Source organism: Streptomyces sp., assembly GCF_019510245.1.
Taxonomy (GTDB): Bacteria; Actinomycetota; Actinomycetes; order Streptomycetales; family Streptomycetaceae; genus Streptomyces.
Genome location: NZ_JAEKKT010000128.1, coordinates 1 through 18803, shown reverse-complemented (window position 1 = coordinate 18803; position 18803 = coordinate 1). Strand labels below are relative to the sequence as shown.

Sequence of the window (18803 nt, the reverse complement as noted above, 5' to 3'; positions counted from 1 at the left end):
CGCGCCCATGCCCCCTGTCGGAGATCCCGCCGGGTCCCGCACACTGGAAGGACCCGCAGGCAGGAGGCGATGGATGAGGACCGTCGAGCGCTGGCTCAGCTCCCCGTGGCGGCGCTCCTGCGTCGGGGCGCTCGCGGGCGCGCTGCCGGTCCTGGCCTTTCCGGCGCCGTCGCTGTGGTGGTTCGCGTATGTCGCGCTGGTTCCGTGGCTGCTGCTGGCGCGCTCGGCACCGACCGGGCGGCGGGCGGCGTACGACGGCTGGTGCGGCGGGTTCGGGTTCATGGTCGCCGTGCACCACTGGCTGCTGCCGAGCCTGCACGTCTTCATCTTCCTGATCGCCGGCCTGCTGAGCGTGTTCTGGGCGCCCTGGGGCTGGGTGACGCGCCGGCTGCTGGGCGGGGTGCCGTCGCCGGGGCGGGCCGCGGCCGCGGTGCTGGTGCTGCCCTCGGGCTGGCTGATGGTGGAGCTGGTGCGGTCCTGGCAGGGGCTCGGCGGACCGTGGGGCATGCTGGGTGCGACCCAGTGGCAGGTGTCGCCGGCGCTGCGGCTGGCCTCGGTCGGCGGGGTGTGGCTGCTGAGCTTCCTGGTGGTGGCCGTCAACGTCGCGGTCGCCGTGCTGATATCCGTGCGGGAGGCCCGGGTCCCCGCGGTGGCCTCGCTGGTGGCCACGGCCGCGGCGACCTCGGCCGCCTGGGTGTGGTCACCGCGCCCGGACGTCGACGGTCACGTCCGGATCGCCGTCGTACAGCCCGGCATCGTCGACGGCACCGACAGCGGCGTCCGGCGGTTCGACCGGGAGGAGCAGCTGACCCGGCAGCTGGCCGGGCAGCATCCCGATCTGATCGTCTGGGGCGAGAGCAGTGTCGGGTACGACCTCGGGGACCGGCCCGATCTGGCACGGCGGATCGCCGCCCTCTCCCGAGCGACCGGTGCGGACATCCTGGTCAACGTGGATGCCCGGCGCTCCGACCGGCCCGGCATCTACAAGAGCTCCCTCCTGGTCGGCGCCGACGGCCCGACCGGGGACCGGTACGACAAGATGCGGCTCGTTCCGTTCGGTGAGTACATACCGGCCCGGTCCCTGCTCGGCTGGGCCACCTCGGTCGGCAAGGCGGCCGGCGAGGACCGGCGGCGCGGCACCGAGCAGGTGGTGATGGACGTCGGCCACGGGCTGCGGATCGGCCCGATGATCTGCTTCGAGACGGCGTTCCCCGACATGAGCCGGCATCTCGCCCAGGACGGCGCGCAGGTGCTGGTCGGCCAGACGTCGACCTCCTCCTTCCAGGACAGCTGGGCCCCCGAGCAGCACGCCTCGCTGGCCGCGCTACGGGCCGCCGAGACCGGCCGCACGATGGTCCACGCCACGCTCACCGGGGTCTCCGCCGTCTACGGTCCGGGCGGCGGGCGCATCGGCCCGTGGCTCGGCACCGACGCGAGCACCGCCCGGGTCTACGAGGTGCCGGTCGCCCGCGGCGTCACCCCGTTCGTGCGGTACGGCGACTGGCCGGTGGACGGCGCCCTGCTGGTGCTGGCGGCGTACTGCCTGGCCGAGGGGGTGCGGACGGTCAGGCTGCGCCGGAGCGCCGCCGAACCTCTCGTACCACGTGCTCGCACAGCTCATGAGTCGCCAGTGCGTCCCGGGCGCTGAGCACCTTCCCGGCGCGGACGGCGTCCAGGAAGGTGAGCACGGCCTGTTCGATGCCGCGCTGCCGGGCGACCGGCACCCAGTCGCCGCGCCGCCGGAGAGTCGGCTGGCCCTTGTGGTCGACCACCTCGGCGAGGTTGAGGACCTGGCGCTTGGTGTCCTGTCCCGAGACCTCCAGGATCTCCTCGGCGGAGCCGCTGAGCCTGTTCATCACGCCGAGCGCCGTGAAGCCGTCGCCGGCGAGCTGGAGGACGACGTGGTGCAGCAGGCCGTCGGCGACCCGGGCGCGGACGGTCACGTCCTCGACCGGGCCGGGGGCGAGGAAGCGCAGGGTGTCGACGACGTGGATGAAGTCGTCGAGGATCATCGTCCGGGGTTCCTCGGGCAGCCCGACGCGGTTCTTCTGCATCAGGATCAGCTCGCGCGGGTGGTCGGCGCACTGCACGTAGCCGGGGGCGTGGCGGCGGTTGAAGCCGACGGCCAGCGACACGTTCCGCGTCTCGGCGAGCGTGACGAGCCGTTCGGAGTCGGCGAGCCGGTAGGCGAGGGGCTTGTCGACGTACGTCGGTACGCCCGCCTCCAGCAGCCGGGTGACGATCTCCGGGTGGGCGACGGTGGCCGCGTGCACGAAGGCGGCGTCGAGGTCCTGGGCGAGGAGGTCGTCGAGGGTCGCGTGCCGGCGGCCGGCGGGCAGGCGGAGGCTGTCGCCGACCCGGTCGAGGGTGGCGGGGGTGCGGGTCTGGAGGTGGAGTTCGAGACCCGGCTGCAGGGCCAGCACCGGCAGGTACGCCTTCTGCGCGATGTCGCCGAGTCCGATGCAGCCGACCTTCACAGACGCTCCCCACGTGGTTGCCCGCGGTTGCCCGCGCGTGCCTGAAGGGAAGCATACGGGCCGATAATCCGTGGTGGGATCGGTCGGGCTGGGCCAGGATGCCGGGCATGACGACCGAACGCCGTATGCCCGCCGTGGACGCCGACGAACGCACCATGCTGGAGGGCTGGCTGGAGTTCCACCGGCGGACCCTCGCGGTGAAATGCGAGGGCCTGACCGACGCTCAGCTGCGGACCGCCTCCGTGGAGCCGTCCCCGCTGTCCCTGATGGGGCTGGTGCGCCACATGGCCGACGTGGAGCGGTCCTGGTACCGCAGGGTGCTCGCCGGGGAGGACGCGCCACCGCTGTACTTCAGTGACGAGGACCCGGACGCCGAGTTCCGCCTCACCGGGGCGGACACCTGGCAGGAGGCGTACGCGGCCTGGCAGGCCGAGATCGGGGCCGCCCGGCAGGCCGCGGCCGGCTTCGGCCTGGACGGCCTCTCCAAGGGCGTCCACCGTCGCACCGGGCAGCAGATCAGCCTGCGCTGGATCCACACCCACATGATCGAGGAGTACGCCCGGCACAACGGCCATGCCGACCTGATCCGGGAGCGGATCGACGGCGCGACCGGCGACTGACGTCAGCCTGACACCCGCCCGTCCCCCGTACGGGGTGCGAGATCACCCGTGCGGGGCACCAAAGTCCTGTCGACGGTGTCAACCTCCGCGCCGAGCCAGCAGAGTTGCGCGGGTGCATCGAACGACGACCACCGCAGCGCTCCTGGTCACCGTGACCTTCTCGGCCCTCTCCGGCTGTGTGACGGTCCAGCACCCGGCGGCACCGGGCCCGCCGCCGGGTACGGCGCCCTCGCTGCCGTCGGTGCCCCGCCCGGACGGCAGTGCCGAGCCTCGGGTGGTGCAGGCGCCGGTCAAGGAGGCCCTGGAGATGGTCGGCCCGTCCCGCCCGGCCCACCGCGCCGCACCGGCCGCCCCGCACGCCCCCGTGCCCGCTCCCCCGGCCGGCCCGCCCGCCCCGGCGGCCCCGCGCACGGCCACCCCGCACCGTCCCGCCGTGCGCCGGTCCCACCCCCCGCAGGCGGACCTGCCCGGACTCCCCCGCTCGGCCCCGAAGGCCCCGGACGTGTGCGCGCTCGGCAAGCAGTACGGCGGCTGGGCGCCGGACAGTCCGCAGGCGAGGATCTGCGAGCAGACGTACGGGCGTTGAGACGCCGGCGCGACCCTACTGCGGCCGCTGCCGTGGCGGGCCCCAGGGGTCGGCGCCCGGGTCGCCGTCGTCCCGGAGCCGGAGCTCCAGGCGGCTGATCGCGGCCCGGACCCCGTCGCCGTAGCCGTCGTCGCCGAGCGCGGCCGCCGTGCCGCGGGCCCGGTGCAGGTGGCTGCGGGCGGCCTCGGTGCGGCCGAGCTTCACGTAGTCGGCGGCGAGGTTCAGGTGCAGGGAGGGGTAGAAGCCGCGCAGCCCCGCGGCTCCCTCCGCCTCGTCGGCCGCCGACAACGCCCTCAGGTCCCAGGCGAGTTCGTCGCAGGGGTCGTCCTGGGTGTCGGCCAGGTAGTGGGCCAGGGTGCAGCGGTGCAGCGGCTCGCCGTGCTCGCCGATCTCCGCCCACAGGTCGAGCAGGCGCCGGCGGGCCTCCTCGCGGTCCCCGGCGTGGTGCAACATCACGACCTGCCCGATCCGCGTCAGCACGGCGTCGGCTGCCGTACGCTCCTGTCGCTCCGCCACGGGGCCCTCCGGGCTGTAAGCCGTTGTGTGCTGCCGACGGTAGACGGCGCCGTCAGTTTTTCTTGTCAGGCGGCGCCGTTGGACTGCGGGCCGGTGGGGGCTTGTCGCGCAGTTCCTCCCCCGGCCTTCGGCCGGGGGTGCCCCCCAGCGCCCCTTGGGTTTGCCCCTCAGTCGGCTTCGAGGAGCCCTCGGTATGGGCTCAGCCCAGGTCGGGGATCCGCCAGTCGATCGGCTCGTGGCCCTGGGCCGCGACCGCCTCGTTGATGTGGGTGAAGGGGCGGGAGCCGAAGAACTTCTTCGCGGAGAGCGGGGACGGGTGCGCGCCCTGGATCACCACGTGCCGGGTCTCGTCGATCAGCCGGAGCTTCTTCTGCGCGTAACCGCCCCAGAGGACGAAGACGGCCGGGTCCGGCCGGTCGGCCACCGCGCGGATCACCGCGTCCGTGAACTTCTCCCAGCCCTTGTTCTTGTGCGAGTTGGCCTCACCGGCGCGGACCGTCAGGACCGCGTTGAGCAGGAGTACGCCCTGCCGGGCCCACGGCATCAGATAGCCGTTGTCCGGCACGGACTCCCAGCCCAGCTCCTCCCGCATCTCCTTGTAGATGTTCCGCAGGGACGGCGGGATCCGCACCCCGGGGCGGACGGAGAAGCACAGGCCGTGGCCCTGGCCCTCGCCGTGGTAGGGGTCCTGCCCGAGGACGAAGACCTTGACCTGGTCGAACGGCGTCGCCTCCAGCGCGGCGAAGACCTCCTCGCGCGGCGGGTAGACGGGGCCCTTCGCCCGCTCCTCCTCGACGAACTCGGTCAGCTCCTTGAAGTAGGGCTGCTGCAGTTCGTCACCCAGAACCCCGCGCCAGGACTCGGGCAGCATGGCGATGTCGGTCACGTCAACGTCCTCACGAATTGCGGTCACTTGCAGATCCTGCTGATACCGAAAAACCTACAGGCGACCACTGACAACCGGTGCGGGACGGCCGTTTCACCAGCTGGTCTTGCGGTGCAGCTCCCACATCATCATGATCGTCGACGGGTCGAGCGCCTTCTCGCCGCCGGAGATGTCGTCGCTGGCCGCGACGTACTGCCGGCCCTGCCACAGCGGGATCAGCCGGGCGTCGTTGACGAGGATCTGCTGGGCCTCCTCGAAGTCCTTGACGACCTCGGCGCGGTCGCTCTCACTGCGGGACCGCGGCAGCAGCTTGCCGGTGATCACGGGGGACGGGTAGGGCGTGCCGAGGGCGTTCTGCTCGCCGACGAAGGGCGCGATGAAGTTGTCGGCGTCGGGGAAGTCCGGGAACCAGCCACGGCCGAACACCGGGTACTCGCCCTTCTGGTAGCCGACGACGTAGGTCTTCCAGGGCCGGCTCCTGAGGGTGATGGTGAACAGCCCGGAGTCGTCCAGCTGCTGCTTGAGCTCCTGGAACATCTCGCCGGTCTCGGAGCCGTAGCGGTCGGTGGTGTACCAGAAGGTGAGCGGGACGCGCTGGGTGATGCCGGCGTCGGCGAGGATCTTGCGGGCCTTGGAGGTGCTGGGGTCGCCGAAGTCGTCGAAGAAGCCGGTGGTGTGGCCGGTCAGGCCCGCCGGGACCATGGAGTACAGCGGGTCGACGGTGTCCTTGTAGACGGTGTGGGCGATCGCGGCGCGGTCGACGAGCTGGGCGACGGCCTTGCGCACGGCGGGCAGCTTGGCCCACGGGTCCGCGGGGTTGAAGACCAGGTAGCTGATGTCGGTGCCGGTGCCGTCGATCAGCTGGAGGTCGGTGCTGCCGTGCGCCTGCAGGGCCACGATGTCGGAGGCGGCGAGACCGCGGTAGGTGACGTCGATGTCCCCGGACCTGAGGGCCTTGACCATGGTGGCCGAGTCCTGGAAGTAGCGGATGGTCACCGCGTCGTTCTCCCGGTCGGCGAAGCCCTGGTACGTGTCGTTGCGGACCAGCTCGGCCCGCTTGCCGTCCTCGTAGGACTTGAGGGTGTACGGCCCGGAGCCGCGTACGGAGGCGTCCTTGCGCAGCGAGTGGGCCGGGTAGTCGTCGGGATCGACGATCGACATGGCGGGGGTGGCGAGCACGAACGGGAAAGTGGCGTCGGGCTTGTTGAGGTGGAAGACCACCTCGCGGTCGCCGGTCGCCTGCACCGTGTCGAGGCTGCCGAGCAGTCCGGCCGGGCCGCTGGGCGCGTTGATGCTCCGGATCCGGTCTATGGAGTACTTGACCGCCGCGGCGTCGAGTCTGTCGCCGTCGGCGAACGTCAGCCCGGAGCGCAGTTCGCAGCGGTAGGTGCGGGAGCCGGAGTCCGTGAAGGCGCACTTCTGCGCGGCGTCGGGCTGCGGGGCGGTGGCGCCGTCGGGGTAGGCGAGCAGTGTCTGGTAGACGTTCCGGAACAGCTCCCAGGAGCCGTCCCACGATCCGGCCGGGTCGAGGGTGCTGGGGGCGCTGGTCGTACCGACGACGATGGGCCCGCTGTTGTCCGCGCTGCTGCCGGAGAGCACCCCGCACCCGGCGACCAGGGACAGGGAGGCGAGCGCGGCGGCTCTTCGCAGGCCTCGGTTCCGGTTGAACACGCGCACGCTCCTCGATCCGCCGTACCAGGGGTCGGCGGCAGACCATACCGCAGCGTTGCGCGCCTTGACGCACCCCGGAAACACGGGCGTTGATCGAATGTGCTATGACGACGTTGTCATCCGGCTGTGCGGATCTCGCACGACCGCGGGGGCGCCGTTTTCGTCATAGATGCGGCAAATATCTGTGACGAAAACGACGCCCGACGGCCCGTCAGGCCATGCCGGCGTTCAGGAAGATGCCGCCGTCGACGACGAGCGTCTGGCCGGTGACCCAGTCGGACTGTTCCGAGGTGAGGAACGCGGCGGCGCCGCCGATGTCGGAGGGCACACCGAGCCGCTTGAGCGGGTAGCCCGCGGCGGCCTCCGCCTCGCGGCCCTCGTACAGCGCCTCCGCGAACTTGGTCTTCACGACCGCGGGGGCGATCGCGTTGACCCGGACGCCGGGGGCGAACTCGTGCGCCAGCTGCTGGGTCAGGTTGATCATCGCGGCCTTGCTGATGCCGTACGCGCCGATGAACGGCGAGGCCGACAGGCCGGCGACGGAGGCGATGTTGACGATGGCGCCGCCGTTCTCCTTCTGCCAGGCGTGCCAGGTCTTCTGGGCGAAGCCGAGGGCGGAGACCACGTTGGTCTCGAACACCTTGCGGGCCACGTCCAGGTCGACGTCGGCGATCGGGCCGAACACGGGGTTGGTTCCCGCGTTGTTGACCAGGTAGTCGACGCGGCCGAAGGCCGCCATGGTGCGCTCGACGACCTCGCTCTGGTGGGCCAGGTCGTGTGCCTTGCCGGCGATGCCGATGACGCGCTCGGAGCCGAGGCTCTCGACGGCCTCCTTGAGGGCGTCCTCGTTGCGGCCGGTGATGGCGACGCGGTCGCCGCGGGCGATCAGCGCCTCGGCGACGCCGTAGCCGATGCCGCGGCTCGCGCCGGTGATGATGGCGACCTTGCCGGACAGCTCGGGCAGTTCAGTCATGTCAGTGTTCCCCAGGTTCCCCGGTGTACTTCTAGTCGAGCGGTCCGCCGGCCACGTACAGCACCTGGCCGGAGACGAAGCCGGCGGCCTCGTTCGTGAAGAAGGCGATGGCGTTGGCGATGTCCTCGGGCTCGCCGACGCGCTGCACGGGGATCTGGGTGGCCGCGGCGGCCTTGAACTCCTCGAAGCCCATCTTCACGCGCTCGGCGGTGGCCTTGGTCATCTCGGTGGCGATGAAGCCGGGGGCGACGGCGTTGGCGGTGATGCCGAACTTGCCGAGCTCGATGGCGAGGGTCTTGGTGAAGCCCTGCAGACCGGCCTTGGCGGCGGAGTAGTTGGCCTGGCCGCGGTTGCCGAGCGCCGAGGACGAGGACAGGTTGACGACCCGGCCCCAGCCGGCCTCGACCATGTGCTGCTGGACGGCCTTCGTCATCAGGAAGGAGCCGCGCAGGTGCACGTTGAGGACCGTGTCCCAGTCGGACGCGGACATCTTGAACAGCAGGTTGTCGCGGAGCACGCCGGCGTTGTTGACCAGGATGGTCGGAGCGCCCAGCTCCTCGACGACGCGCGCGATCGCGGCGGCGACCTGGGCCTCGTCGGAGACGTCGGCGCCGACCGCGATGGCCTTGCCGCCGGCCGCGGTGATCTTCTCGACGGTGTCCTTGCAGGCGGCCTCGTCGAGGTCGATCACGGCGACCGCGCGGCCCTCGGCGGCCAGTCGTACGGCGGTGGCGGCTCCGATGCCACGTGCTGCACCGGTGACGACGGCCACCCGCTGCTCAGTGCTGGACATTGCTGTTTCTCCTCGCCCTTGAGAACACCTGATCGAGAATCCGGCCGGATGGTGAGCGACCGCTTAGTACCTTCGACAGACGTGACGCTAGAAGCCCTGGCACGCGGTGTCAACGTCACGCCGCGCAGTGTGATCCATTACCTCACCAGGAGGTCCAGCAACCGCTCCGTCTCCGCGGCCGGGTCGCGGGTGAGCCCGGTGTGCACGGGTCCCGGCTGGACGACGGTGGAGCGGGGCGCGACCAGCCAGCGGAAGCGCCGCCCCGGGTCGTCCCCGGCCGCGTGCCCCGCCGCCGCCCCACCCGCGCAGACAGCCTCCACCGCCCCGAGCGCGGCCCGCACCCCGGCGACGTCCGCGCCCGGGTCCAGGGCCAGCAGCCGGGCCTCGTCCAGATGGGTGCGGGCGCCCACGTACCCCTTGGCCCGGCAGTACACGAGGACGCCCGCGTTGATGCACTCGCCGCGCTCCACGCGGGGTACGACGCGCAGCAGGGCGTACTCGAAGACGTCCCGGTCGCCGCCCTGGCCGGTGCGGGTGATGTGGCGCTCGGTCATGTGCCCGGCCACGTTGATGTGGGTCTCGCTCACTTGGCCCCCTCGATGCCGGTGATGCGCTCGTGGATGACGGCGGCCCGGGCGAGCAGCGGCCGGGCGTAGGTGCGGCGCAGGTCGTCGGGGGTGTCGAAGCCGGGCTCGGCGGCGAGCCAGGCGTCCGGGATCTCGGCGGTGACCTCGGCGAGCAGGTCCTCGGTGACCCGGGGTGCCAAGTCCGCGGCGGCGGCCCGGACGTCGGGGCCGAACCCGCTCAGCGCGTGGTCGGCGGCGTCGTACGGGCGGGCGGCGGAGGCCTCAGCCGAGGGCCAGTTGTGCTGCCAGATCATGGTGGCGCCGTGGTCGATGAGCCACAGGTCGCCCCGGTGGACCAGCAGGTTGGGGTTGCGCCAGGAGCGGTCGACGTTGTTGACCAGCGCGTCGAACCACACGATCCGCCCGGCCTCCTCGGGGCTCACCGCGAAGGCGAGCGGGTCGAAACCGAGGGCACCCGAGAGGAAGTCCATGCCCAGGTTGGTGCCGCCGCTGCCTCGCAGCAGGTCCTGCACCTGCTGCTCGGGTTCGCCGAGTCCCAGCACCGGATCCAGTTCGACGGTGACCAGCCGGGGCATCCGGAACCCGAGCCGGCGGGCCAGTTCACCGCAGACGACCTCGGCGACCAGCGTCTTGCGGCCCTGCCCGGCGCCGGTGAACTTCATGACGTACGTTCCGAAGTCGTCGCCCTCGACGAGCCCCGGCAGCGAGCCACCCTCCCGCAGGGGCGTGATGTAGCGGGTCGCGGTCACTTCTCGCAGCATTTTCCCAGGCCATCCAGCTTCTCAACCATGCAGTCGACGGCCGGGCTGACCTCCGGCACGAAGTGAGCATAGTAACCGAGCGTGACAGCGGGCGAGGGGCGCCCCGGGCCCACGCGAGATCCATGATCTCACCGCATACCACGTGTTCCCAAGTCTCGTTGGCGTCATGGTCACGGAGACTCCTACGGTGGGGGCGGAACCTCCGTCCAAGAGGAGTTCGGCCCATGGCAGACCTGGTCCGGCACGGCGAACTCGGTGCCTTTCTCCGCGCCCGGCGCGAGGCGACCGACCCGGCGGCGGCAGGCTTCCGGTCCGGGGTGCGGCGCCGCACCCCGGGGCTGCGCCGCGACGAGCTGGCGCAGCTCGCCGGGGTCAGCGTCACCTGGTACACCTGGCTCGAACAGGGCCGCGACATCAGCGTGAACAGGAAGGTCGTCGAAAGCCTGGCCCGCGCGCTGCGCCTCTCCGGGCCGCAGCGCGCCCACCTGTTCACCCTGGCCGCCCTGGTGCCGCCGCCCTCGGGTCCGGGGCCGGTGAAGGTCGACCCCCTGCTGGCACGGCTGGTGCGGGAACTCTCCCCCAGGCCCGCTTGCGTGACGAACCCGTGGTGGGACCTGCTGGCGTACAACGACGCGTACGCCGAGCTGCTCGGCGGCCTCGACCGGCGCCCGCCGGACGAGCGCAACCTCCTCCGGATCACCTTCACCGAGTCGCGGGGCTCGGGGCTGTTCGTCGACTGGCTCGGCGAGGCACGCGCACTCACCGGCCAGTTGCGGGTGGCCCTCGCCCGGTACCCCGACGATCCGCGCGGCCCCGCGCTGCTGGAGTCGCTGCTGGACTCCTCGGAGGCGTTCCGCGCAGTGTGGGACGAGCGGAGCGTCGGCGGGTCCACCTCCGCCCGGAAGGAGCTACGGCACCCACGGCTCGGACGGGTCGACGTGGACTGCCTGAAGCTGGCGGACGCCCATGACGAAAAGCTTTCGCTCATGGTCTTCCTGCCCGCCGGGGAGAACGGCTCCGATTAGCGGCATCCCGGCCGCCGCGGTCGGCCGCGTCCTCGACCGGCCGAGACCGACAGCGAACCGACAGCGGCGTTTTACCGAAGCCTCATGTCCGGGTGGTCACTATCGGGATGCCGTCTGAACAGGTGGTGCCCGAAGGCCGTACCCCTGGACGGATCAACGAGAAGCTCCGCTGAAGGGAACCCCTCACATGACCAGCGCACCGCTCAACCCCTCGGCCACCCCGGCTCGCCGCACCGTGATGGTGGCGGCCGGAGCGGCAGGGCTCGCCGCCGCGCTGACCGCCTGCGGCTCGTCGGACGACGACTCGTCGAGCTCGACCACCACGAACGGCAACGCGGGCGGTGGCTCCACCACCCAGGACAGCAACGGCTCGGCCGGCGGCTCCACGGCCGCGGCCGGCGGCACCGCGCTCGCCAAGACCACGGACATCCCCGAGGGCGGCGGCACCATCTACAAGGACCAGGCCGTGGTCGTCACCCAGCCGACGTCGGGCACGTACAAGGCGTTCTCGACGAAGTGCCCGCACGCCGGCTGCGCGGTGACCAGCATCGCCAACGGCGAGATCGTCTGCCCCTGTCACGGCAGCAAGTTCGCCATAGCCGACGGCAGTGTCAAGCAGGGCCCGGCCACCACGGGTCTGACGGCGGCCAACATCACGGTCTCCGGCGACCAGATCTCACTGGCCTGATCCTCAGGACCGCCGGCGCGGTCGCCGGAGGCAGCCGAGCACCTCGTCCGTGGTCGCGACCGTGGCGACCAGCGCGAGGGTGTTGCGGACCATCGCGGGGGTGTACTCGGAGGGCACTCCCGCGACGGCGTCGGCCGAGACGACGACCGTGTAGCCCCGGTTGACCGCGTCGAACACGGCGTTCGGCACGGCCACGTTGGCCGAGACACCGGTGACGACCAGGGTGCGGCAGCCGAGGTTGCGCAGCAGCGGGTCGACGTCGGTGCCCTGGATCGGCGACAGGCCGTGCAGCCGTCGTACGACGAGGTCCTCCTCCGAGACCTCGATGGGGGGCGCGACGCGGACCGCCGTGGTGCCGGAGAGCTGCTGGACGGGCAGCCGTTCGGCGGCGCGGAAGAGGCGGGCGTTGCGGTTCGCGCCGCGGCCGTCCGGGCGGCGCTCGGCGATGGCGTGGATCACCTGGACACCCGTGTCGTGCGCGGCGGCGACCAGGCGGGCGATGTTGTCGAGAGCTCCCGAAGCCCTTGCCTCACGGGCGAGTTCGGGCAGCGCGCTCTCCGGGCCCAGCACGCCCTGCTGGCACTCGACGGTGAGCAGCACGGTGCTCACCGGGTCGAGGAGTTCCGGGAGCCGCTCGTACGACGACGGCATGACGCCCCCTTCCGCCTTGGTGCGGGGCGGGTGACACTAACCGCCATCGCGCGGGAACGGAAGAAGACGAAGAGGGGGCCGCATGACCGTCACTCAGCGCCGGGGCCGGAAGATCATGATGACGCCCGGTGAGCTGGACGAGTTCCTCACCACACAGCGCACCTGCCGGGTCGCGACCGTCTCGGCGTCCGGCGCCCCGCACGTCAGCGCCCTGTGGTTCGCCTGGGACGGCACGTCACTGTGGCTCTACTCGGTGGTGCGCAGCCAGCGCTGGAAGGACCTCAGCCGCGATCCGCGGGTGGCGGTCGTCGTCGACTCCGGTGAGGAGTACGACCAGTTGCGCGGCGTCGAGCTGAGAGGGACGGTCGAGTTCGTGGGCGAGGTCCCGCGCACCGGCGAACTGGTCGCCGAACTCGACTACATCGAGACGGTGTTCGCCCGCAAGAACTTCGGCCTGGACGAGATGCCGCACGACGGCCGGCACGCCTGGGCGCGGCTCACCCCGACGAAGACCGCCTCCTGGGACTTCCGCAAGCTGGGCTCGGCGTAGGGACGTTCACGGGCGGGGACGTCCGACAGGCGGGCAGCGGGCTCAGGCGACCGCCTCGGCCGCGCCGCGCAGCGCCTGTACCGCCGCCCGGATCGAGGGCCGGCGGTCGGCGTCGGCCCGCCAGACGACGTACACATGGCGGCGCACCCGCTGCTTCAGCGGCACCATGAGCACGCCCTCCGGCACCGGGTGCCGGCCCAGCAGTGGGGCGATGCAGACGCCCAACCCGGCCGACACCAGGTTGAGTTGTGTGTGGGTCTCGGCCGCGCGGTGCCCGATGATGGGCTCGATGCCGCGCGAGCGCAGCGTGAACATCAGCCATTCGTGGCAAAACTCGCCCTCGCCCCAGGTGATCCACTCGTCCTCGGCGAACTCCCCCAGGTCCACCTCCGCGCGGTCGGCGAGCCGGTGTCCCACCGGCAGGGCCACCTCGGCGGGGTCGTCCAGCAGCGGCGCCTTGACCAGGCCGTCGGGCAGCGGCATCGGCTTGTTGTACCAGTCCAGGACGACCGCGAGGTCGAGGTCGCCGCGGACGACCCCGGCGATGCCGTTCTCCGGTTCCAGTTCGCTGGAGCGGACGCGCAGCGCGGGGTGCCGGGTGCGCAGGGCGGCCAGTGCCCCCGGGAACAGACCGCGGGCGGCCGTCGGGAACGCGGACAGCCGGAGCTCGCCGACGACCTGTCCCCGGTGCGCCTCCAGGTCGGACTGGGCCAGCTCGACCTGGGAGAGGATCCGGGCCGCGTGCTCGGCGAGCAGCCGGCCGGCGTCGGTGAGCCGGATGCCCCGGCCGTTCTTGGCGAGGAGTTGCTGGTCCACCTCGCGCTCCAGCTTGCCCATCTGCTGCGACACCGCCGACGTCGTGACGTGCAGGGCCTCGGCTGCGCCGCTGACGGAGCCGTGCCGGGCGAGGGCGTCGAGGGTGCGCAGGCGCTCCAGGTTCAACATGTAAGCGATTCTAAGAGGTACCCGGTGAGAAGTCTCGATTGTGCTACGAGATCGCTTGACGCATCGTGGTGGGCATGAGCACCGTGACCACCGCCGCGACCAGCGAGCCCGCACTCGCCGCCACCCCCTCCCGCCCCCGCCTCGACTGGCGCCTTCGCTTCGGCGCCCTGTCGCTGATCTGGGGCTTCAGCTTCCTCTTCATCAAGGTGGGGACGGAGGGCTACGCGCCGTTCCAGGTCACCCTCGGCAGGCTCGTGTTCGGTACGGCGGTCCTTGTGGCGGCGATGGCCGTGAAGCGGCAGCGGCTGCCGCGCGGGGCCCGCACCTGGGGGCACCTGGCCGTCGCCGCGTTCCTGCTCAACGCACTGCCGTTCTCCCTCTTCGCCTACTCGGAGCTGACGATTCCGTCCACCCTGGCCGGCATCTGCAACGCGACCTCGCCGCTGTGGGGGATGATCCTGTCGCTGGTGGCACTGTCGGAGGACCGGCCGACGCGGGTCCGGTTCGCCGGACTCGGCCTGGGATTCATCGGTGTGCTGACGGTGCTGGGCGCCTGGGAGGGCTTCCACGGCCTGGACGTCACGGGCACCGTCATGGCGCTGCTGGCGTCGCTGAGCTATCCGATCGGGTGGGTCTACGTCCGGCGGACGCTGGCCGGGACGGGCGACTCCCATCTGGCGATGACCGGCGCGCAACTGCTGCTGGCGACGGTGCAACTGGCCGTGGTGACTCCGTTGTTCACGTCCTTCCCGGCACACTTCGCCCTGGTCCCGCTGCTGTCGATCGCCGCGCTCGGCGCGCTGGGGACGGGGCTGGCGGTGCTCGTCCAGTACGGGCTGGTGGCGGAGGTGGGGCCGACCACCGCCCAGATGGTCACCTACTTCATCCCGGTCATCGCCGCCGCGGCGGGCGTCGCGGTGCTGGGCGAGTCGCTGCGGTGGAGCACGCCGGTGGGCGCCCTGATCGTCATCGCGGGGGCCGCACTTACTCAGAGGAGGCCCAAGGCGGGTACCTCCTGAGGAGCGTGAGCGGGTGCGGGTGGGTGGTGGGCTGGTCGCGCAGTTCCCCGCGCCCCTTTCAGGGGCGTCAGCCCAGGCGCCCCTTCGGGGGCTCGGGGAACTGCGCGACCAGCCACCACGGCGGCGCAGACGAGGCCGGCCCGTCGCCGCGCTTCGAACAGAGCCTCAGGCCTGGATCCGGCCCTTCGCCGGTGTCACCGCTCTCGCCACCGCCGCCGCGAGCGAACCGGCCTCCTCGGGTGCCAGCGTCGAGACGGTGACGCGGATGCCCGGCGGGGTCGACAGCCGGTAGCGCGCCCCCGGCGCCACCGCCCATCCCTCGTGCAGCAGCCGGGACACCGCACCCGTCTCGTCCGGAACGGGGACCCAGAGGTTCATGCCGCTGCGGCCGTGCGCCTCGACGCCGTGGTCCGCGAGCGCGTCGATCAGGAGTTCCCGACGGGCCCGGTAGGCGGCCGCCACCTCCGGGCCGTTCACCGCGCCGTCGGCCCACATCCGGACCACCGTGCGCTGCAGCAGGCGGCTCACCCAGCCCGGGCCCAGGCGCTGGCGCCCCCGCACCCGGTCGACCGTCACCTCGTCGCCGGTCAGGGTAGCCAGCCGCAGGTCGGGGCCGTAGGCCTTGGCGACCGAGCGGATGAACGCCCAGTGCCGGGTGGCGCCCGCCAGCGGGTGCAGCGGGAGGTCGACGATGCCGTGGCCGTGGTCGTCCTCGATCAGCAGGGTGTGCGGGTGCGCGCGCAGGACGGCCCGAAGGGCACGCGCGCGTGCGGCGCTCACCGCGGCGCCGGTGGGGTTGTGCGCCCGGGCGGTGACGATCAGGGCGCGCGCCCCGGACTCCAGGGCCCGGCGCAGGGCGTCGGCACGCGGCCCCTCGTCGTCGACGGCCACCGGGACGGTGCGCAGTCCCAGCGCGGGGATCAGGTCGAGGGTGCGGCCCCAGCCGGGGTCCTCGACGGCGACCGGGTCGCCGGGCCTGAGGTGCGCCAGCAGGACGCGTTCGGCGGCGTCCAGGGAGCCCGAGGTGACGGTGAGCGGTCCGTCGGGCACGCCTTCGGCGGCCAGTTCGGCGCGCGCCCTCCGCTCCAGCTCGGGCTCGACGAGGTCGGCGCCGTAGAGGACCGGGGCGCGGTCGAACTCGGCCGCCACCGCGGCGAGGACCGGTGCGAGGGCGGGGAGCAGTGCGGGGTCGGGGTTGCCGGAGGACAGGTCGCGCACTCCGGCCGGGACGTCGGGGAGCTGGTCCCGACCGGTGGTGGCCGGCTTCGGCCGGACCCGGCTGCCCCGGCGGCCGGCGGTCTCGATGACTCCGCGCTCGCGCAGGATGCGGTACGCGGCCGCGACCGTATTGGGATTCACCCCGAGCCTGCTCGCCAACTCCCTCATCGGCGGCAGCAGTTGCCCCGGCTCCAGCTCCCCGGAACCCACCGCGCGCTCGACATCGGCCGCAATCTCTGCTGCGCCGCGCCCTTCGATCCGATATCCTCCTAGCACAAAGAGCATTATGCACTAGTGCAATGGAGACGCGCAATGGAGACAGCCGCGCCGGGGACCGTACCGGCCCAGCCCGCCGGGCCCGCCCCCTACGCCAGGACCGACCGGACCGTTCCCACCCGTTCCGCCGAGCGGGCGTCGTACGACAGGGAGCTGGTGCACGCGATCCTCGACGAGGGCTACCTCTGCCACCTCGGCTTCGTGCGGGACGGTGCGCCGGTGGTGCTGCCGACGCTGTACGGCCGGGTCGGCGAGGTCCTGTACCTGCACGGCTCGACGGGCTCGCGTCCGCTGCGGATGACCGGACAGGCCGATCCCGGGCTCGCGGTGTGCGTGACGGTCACCCATGTCGACGGCCTCGTGCTGGCCCGCTCGGCCTTCCACCACTCGGTCAACTACCGGTCCGTGGTGGTGCACGGCATCGCCCACCAGGTCACCGACCCCGACGAGAAGAGCCGTGCGCTGGACGCCCTGGTCGACCACGTGGTGCCGGGCCGGGCCGCCGACTCCCGCCCCGCCAACAGGAAGGAACTGGCCGCGACCGCGGTGATCCGCCTCGACCTGAACGAGGTCTCCGCCAAGACCCGCACGGGCGGCGCGAACGACGAGCCGGAGGACATGGGCCTCCCGCACTGGGCGGGCGTGCTGCCACTGCGGAAGGGGTACGACGCCCCGGTGGCGAACGACGACCTGGCGGCGGACGTCGCGGTGCCGCAGTACCTGAAGAGCGTCTGATTCGACGTTCCGGCAAGGGAAGCGCCCCGAAAGGGGCGCGGGCCCGGGTGCGACACGCGGCTCCGGCCGGGCGGGCGCGACAGGCCCCCCGCGCACCCGCACACGTCACCCCCCAGAGGCCGAGGCGACCTTCTCCCCCACCGCACTCTGCCCCACCACCGACTCCTTCACCGGAGTCGAGGACTGCGCGATGAACGCCCCGGCCAGCACGACCGCCCCGCCCAGCACCTGTGGCGCCGACAGATGCTCCCCCAGCAGCACCCAGGCGAGCACGGTCGCCACCACCGCCTCGAGGCAGGCCACCACCCCCGCCACCTGCGGCGACAGCCGGCGCACCGACAGCACTCCGGTGATGTAGGCGACGACGGTGGCCACCAGCACGACCCAGGCCAGCAACGCCGCCGCCGGCACCGCGCCCCCGTGCAGCCGCGCGGAGCCGCCCAGCACCGACCAGTCCATCTCCCACGGCCGGGCCACCACGGTGAGCAGCCCCGCCCCGACCAGCAGCCCGTAGGCGATCACCCCCAGCGGATGCGCGTCGTCGCCCCCGCCGTGGTCGGCTAGCACGAAGTACCCCACCTGGCAGCAGGCCGCCGCCAGTGCCAGCACCAGCCCCAGCGCGTCGAATCGCAGCCCCGACCACACCTCCACGACACAGGCGAGGCCGCCCGCCGCCAGGACGACACCGAGCGCGGCGGCGCGGGTGACCGGCCGTCGCTGCACGAACCGGACCCAGCCGAGCACCAGCGCGGGGGCGAGGTACTCCACGAGCAGCGCCACTCCCACCGGTATCCGGGAGATCGCGGCGAAGTAGCAGGCCTGGACGCCGGCCACGGCGAGCAGACCGAACCCGGCGAGCAGCGCCGGCCGGCGGCGCGGCAGGTCACGGTGGCGGACGGCGAGCGGAAGCATCACCAGGGCGGCTCCCGCCACCCGCAGCCACACCACGTGCAGCGGCGCGAGGCCGGCCTCGATCAGGGGCTTGGCCGCGACGCCGGAGCCGCCGAAGGCGAGCGCCGACCCGACGGCGAGGGAGAGCCCGAGGCCCTTTCCATGGCTGCTGTCAGTGGTGTGCACCGGCACATGATGCCAGCGGGCGACATGAGCGTCACCCTCGATGGCACCTGTCTCAACGGCCGGACGCGCGGCGCTCCGCCTCGGCGTCCCGGAGCACCCCGGCCGCCCCGTCACCGTCTATCCGCACGGCCAGCTCACGGACGGCCACCCCGGCCCGCGCCAGCACCTCCACGGCCCGGGACTCCGGGTCGAGGACCAGGCCCGCGAGCAGGTCGATGCCGTCGGAGCGGGCCGCGCCACGGCGCCGGGCGCGGCTGCGGGCGTACTCCAGGGCGGCCGCCGCCACCGGCGACCAGGCACCGTCGCCCCTGCCCTCGGCTCTCCCGCCGGCCCGCGGAAGGGCGGGCAGCGCGCCGGAGTCCTCGACCCCGCCCTGCCAGCGCAGGCCGTAGCCGATGCTGCGCTGCACGAGGTAGCCGAGCAGGCGCGCGAGTTGCGGGGCGTCGCCGATGGCGGCGCACACCTCGGGGTCGTACTCGATCAGCGAGTGCAGCAGATGGGCGGTGTCGACCTGACGGTCCCCGTCCCGCACGGCCCGGCGGCGGGCACCGGCGATCACCGCTGCCGGCTCGGCACCGAGCCCGGCATCGTCGTCCGCGTGGATACCGCCCTGGTCCTGGGCGGGCTGGCGGGGAATACGGGGTTGCACACCCTTACCTCATCAACCGCAGGGGCCTGAGTCATCGGCGGGGGGAAGCATCTTCGCGTCCCACGCAGAGTGGACGCGGGTGGCCGGAATCTCCTCCTTG

21 protein-coding genes are annotated in these 18803 nt (G+C 72.5%); 8 read left to right on the top strand and 13 right to left on the bottom strand.

Translation table 11 applies throughout. The features are described from left to right. Positions 1-73 precede the first annotated feature (73 nt). Complete coding sequence (gene lnt, locus JF597_RS15710) at positions 74-1648, top strand: apolipoprotein N-acyltransferase (RefSeq protein WP_293994659.1); 1575 nt, start codon at positions 74-76, stop codon at positions 1646-1648. Here lnt and JF597_RS15705 read toward each other — a convergent pair. Continuing rightward, positions 1566-2477 (bottom strand): Gfo/Idh/MocA family oxidoreductase, encoded by a 912-nt coding sequence (locus JF597_RS15705; RefSeq protein ID WP_293994656.1) that lies wholly within the window; start codon positions 2475-2477, stop codon positions 1566-1568. The two genes, lnt and JF597_RS15705, sit on opposite strands and share 83 nt — an antisense overlap. Positions 2478-2584: 107 nt before the next feature. On the opposite strand from JF597_RS15705, the gene JF597_RS15700 reads away from it, so the two are divergent. Then, positions 2585-3097: a DinB family protein gene (locus JF597_RS15700; protein WP_293994653.1), complete on the top strand. Its 513-nt coding sequence runs from the start codon at positions 2585-2587 to the stop codon at positions 3095-3097. A gap of 112 nt (positions 3098-3209) precedes the next feature. Beyond that, positions 3210-3683, top strand: a complete 474-nt coding sequence (locus tag JF597_RS15695; protein WP_293994650.1) for a hypothetical protein — start codon at positions 3210-3212, stop codon at positions 3681-3683. A 15-nt stretch (positions 3684-3698) separates the two neighbouring features. Here the strand turns inward: JF597_RS15695 and JF597_RS15690 are convergent, their stop codons facing one another. The 7 genes from JF597_RS15690 to JF597_RS15660 all read right to left on the bottom strand — a co-directional run bounded on the left by JF597_RS15690 (position 3699) and on the right by JF597_RS15660 (position 9870). Beyond that, a complete protein-coding gene (locus JF597_RS15690; protein ID WP_293994647.1) occupies positions 3699-4199 on the bottom strand; it encodes a hypothetical protein in 501 nt (166 codons plus the stop codon). 199 nt (positions 4200-4398) lie between these two features. Next, positions 4399-5085 carry a uracil-DNA glycosylase gene (gene ung / locus JF597_RS15685; RefSeq protein WP_293994644.1) on the bottom strand — a complete coding sequence of 229 codons (687 nt, stop codon included), beginning with the start codon at positions 5083-5085 and terminating at the stop codon, positions 4399-4401. A gap of 93 nt (positions 5086-5178) precedes the next feature. Beyond that, positions 5179-6756, bottom strand: a complete 1578-nt coding sequence (locus JF597_RS15680; RefSeq protein ID WP_293994641.1) for an ABC transporter substrate-binding protein — start codon at positions 6754-6756, stop codon at positions 5179-5181. Positions 6757-6967: 211 nt separating this feature from the next. Continuing rightward, positions 6968-7729 (bottom strand): SDR family oxidoreductase, encoded by a 762-nt coding sequence (locus JF597_RS15675; RefSeq protein ID WP_293994639.1) that lies wholly within the window; start codon positions 7727-7729, stop codon positions 6968-6970. Positions 7730-7760: 31 nt separating this feature from the next. Beyond that, the gene (gene fabG / locus JF597_RS15670; RefSeq protein WP_089105586.1) at positions 7761-8522 is read right to left on the bottom strand and encodes a 3-oxoacyl-ACP reductase FabG; all 762 of its coding nucleotides are present in this window, start codon (positions 8520-8522) and stop codon (positions 7761-7763) included. 137 nt (positions 8523-8659) lie between these two features. Next, entirely contained in the window at positions 8660-9109 is a 450-nt protein-coding gene (locus tag JF597_RS15665; RefSeq protein ID WP_293994633.1) for a DUF3037 domain-containing protein, read from the bottom strand. Further along, entirely contained in the window at positions 9106-9870 is a 765-nt protein-coding gene (locus JF597_RS15660; RefSeq protein ID WP_293994630.1) for a HipA family kinase, read from the bottom strand. The genes JF597_RS15665 and JF597_RS15660 overlap by 4 nt, the downstream gene beginning before the upstream one ends. Before the next feature lie 224 nt (positions 9871-10094). On the opposite strand from JF597_RS15660, the gene JF597_RS15655 reads away from it, so the two are divergent. Beyond that, entirely contained in the window at positions 10095-10895 is an 801-nt protein-coding gene (locus JF597_RS15655; protein ID WP_293994627.1) for a helix-turn-helix transcriptional regulator, read from the top strand. 187 nt (positions 10896-11082) lie between these two features. Next, positions 11083-11583, top strand: a complete 501-nt coding sequence (locus tag JF597_RS15650; protein ID WP_293994625.1) for a Rieske (2Fe-2S) protein — start codon at positions 11083-11085, stop codon at positions 11581-11583. A gap of 3 nt (positions 11584-11586) precedes the next feature. Here JF597_RS15650 and JF597_RS15645 read toward each other — a convergent pair whose 3' ends face one another. Beyond that, the gene (locus JF597_RS15645) at positions 11587-12234 is read right to left on the bottom strand and encodes a cysteine hydrolase (RefSeq protein WP_293994622.1); all 648 of its coding nucleotides are present in this window, start codon (positions 12232-12234) and stop codon (positions 11587-11589) included. A gap of 82 nt (positions 12235-12316) precedes the next feature. Between JF597_RS15645 and JF597_RS15640 the strand changes: the two genes are divergently transcribed. Then, on the top strand, positions 12317-12784 hold the full coding sequence (locus JF597_RS15640; RefSeq protein WP_293994619.1) for a pyridoxamine 5'-phosphate oxidase family protein: 468 nt from the start codon (positions 12317-12319) through the stop codon (positions 12782-12784). Positions 12785-12826: 42 nt separating this feature from the next. On the opposite strand, the gene JF597_RS15635 is transcribed toward JF597_RS15640, so the two are convergent. Then, a complete protein-coding gene (locus JF597_RS15635) occupies positions 12827-13729 on the bottom strand; it encodes a LysR family transcriptional regulator (protein ID WP_293994617.1) in 903 nt (300 codons plus the stop codon). A gap of 74 nt (positions 13730-13803) precedes the next feature. Between JF597_RS15635 and JF597_RS15630 the strand changes: the two genes are divergently transcribed. Next, on the top strand, positions 13804-14748 hold the full coding sequence (locus tag JF597_RS15630) for a DMT family transporter (protein ID WP_293994614.1): 945 nt from the start codon (positions 13804-13806) through the stop codon (positions 14746-14748). Between the two features lie 165 nt (positions 14749-14913). On the opposite strand, the gene JF597_RS15625 is transcribed toward JF597_RS15630, so the two are convergent. Next, positions 14914-16242 (bottom strand): aminotransferase class I/II-fold pyridoxal phosphate-dependent enzyme, encoded by a 1329-nt coding sequence (locus JF597_RS15625; RefSeq protein WP_293994611.1) that lies wholly within the window; start codon positions 16240-16242, stop codon positions 14914-14916. 36 nt (positions 16243-16278) lie between these two features. On the opposite strand from JF597_RS15625, the gene JF597_RS15620 reads away from it, so the two are divergent. Further along, on the top strand, positions 16279-16977 hold the full coding sequence (locus JF597_RS15620) for a pyridoxamine 5'-phosphate oxidase family protein (protein ID WP_293994608.1): 699 nt from the start codon (positions 16279-16281) through the stop codon (positions 16975-16977). 105 nt (positions 16978-17082) lie between these two features. On the opposite strand, the gene JF597_RS15615 is transcribed toward JF597_RS15620, so the two are convergent. Both JF597_RS15615 and JF597_RS15610 read right to left on the bottom strand, forming a co-directional pair. Next, on the bottom strand, positions 17083-18060 hold the full coding sequence (locus JF597_RS15615; protein WP_293994605.1) for an EamA family transporter: 978 nt from the start codon (positions 18058-18060) through the stop codon (positions 17083-17085). Positions 18061-18106: 46 nt separating this feature from the next. Next, positions 18107-18703, bottom strand: coding sequence for a Clp protease N-terminal domain-containing protein (locus JF597_RS15610; RefSeq protein WP_293994602.1), 597 nt, complete (start codon positions 18701-18703; stop codon positions 18107-18109). Positions 18704-18803 lie beyond the last annotated feature (100 nt).

What these genes read in the sequence shown, in the direction of transcription:
- lnt (WP_293994659.1), top strand. Translation starts at nt 74, where the DNA reads ATGAGGACCGTCGAGCGCTGGCTCAGCTCCCCGTGGCGGCGCTCCTGC.
- JF597_RS15700 (WP_293994653.1), top strand. Translation starts at nt 2,585, where the DNA reads ATGACGACCGAACGCCGTATGCCCGCCGTGGACGCCGACGAACGCACC.
- JF597_RS15675 (WP_293994639.1), bottom strand. Translation starts at nt 7,729, where the DNA reads ATGACTGAACTGCCCGAGCTGTCCGGCAAGGTCGCCATCATCACCGGC.
- fabG (WP_089105586.1), bottom strand. Translation starts at nt 8,522, where the DNA reads ATGTCCAGCACTGAGCAGCGGGTGGCCGTCGTCACCGGTGCAGCACGT.
- JF597_RS15660 (WP_293994630.1), bottom strand. Translation starts at nt 9,870, where the DNA reads ATGCTGCGAGAAGTGACCGCGACCCGCTACATCACGCCCCTGCGGGAG.
- JF597_RS15655 (WP_293994627.1), top strand. Translation starts at nt 10,095, where the DNA reads ATGGCAGACCTGGTCCGGCACGGCGAACTCGGTGCCTTTCTCCGCGCC.
- JF597_RS15650 (WP_293994625.1), top strand. Translation starts at nt 11,083, where the DNA reads ATGACCAGCGCACCGCTCAACCCCTCGGCCACCCCGGCTCGCCGCACC.
- JF597_RS15645 (WP_293994622.1), bottom strand. Translation starts at nt 12,234, where the DNA reads ATGCCGTCGTCGTACGAGCGGCTCCCGGAACTCCTCGACCCGGTGAGC.
- JF597_RS15640 (WP_293994619.1), top strand. Translation starts at nt 12,317, where the DNA reads ATGACCGTCACTCAGCGCCGGGGCCGGAAGATCATGATGACGCCCGGT.
- JF597_RS15635 (WP_293994617.1), bottom strand. Translation starts at nt 13,729, where the DNA reads ATGTTGAACCTGGAGCGCCTGCGCACCCTCGACGCCCTCGCCCGGCAC.
- JF597_RS15630 (WP_293994614.1), top strand. Translation starts at nt 13,804, where the DNA reads ATGAGCACCGTGACCACCGCCGCGACCAGCGAGCCCGCACTCGCCGCC.
- JF597_RS15620 (WP_293994608.1), top strand. Translation starts at nt 16,279, where the DNA reads ATGGAGACAGCCGCGCCGGGGACCGTACCGGCCCAGCCCGCCGGGCCC.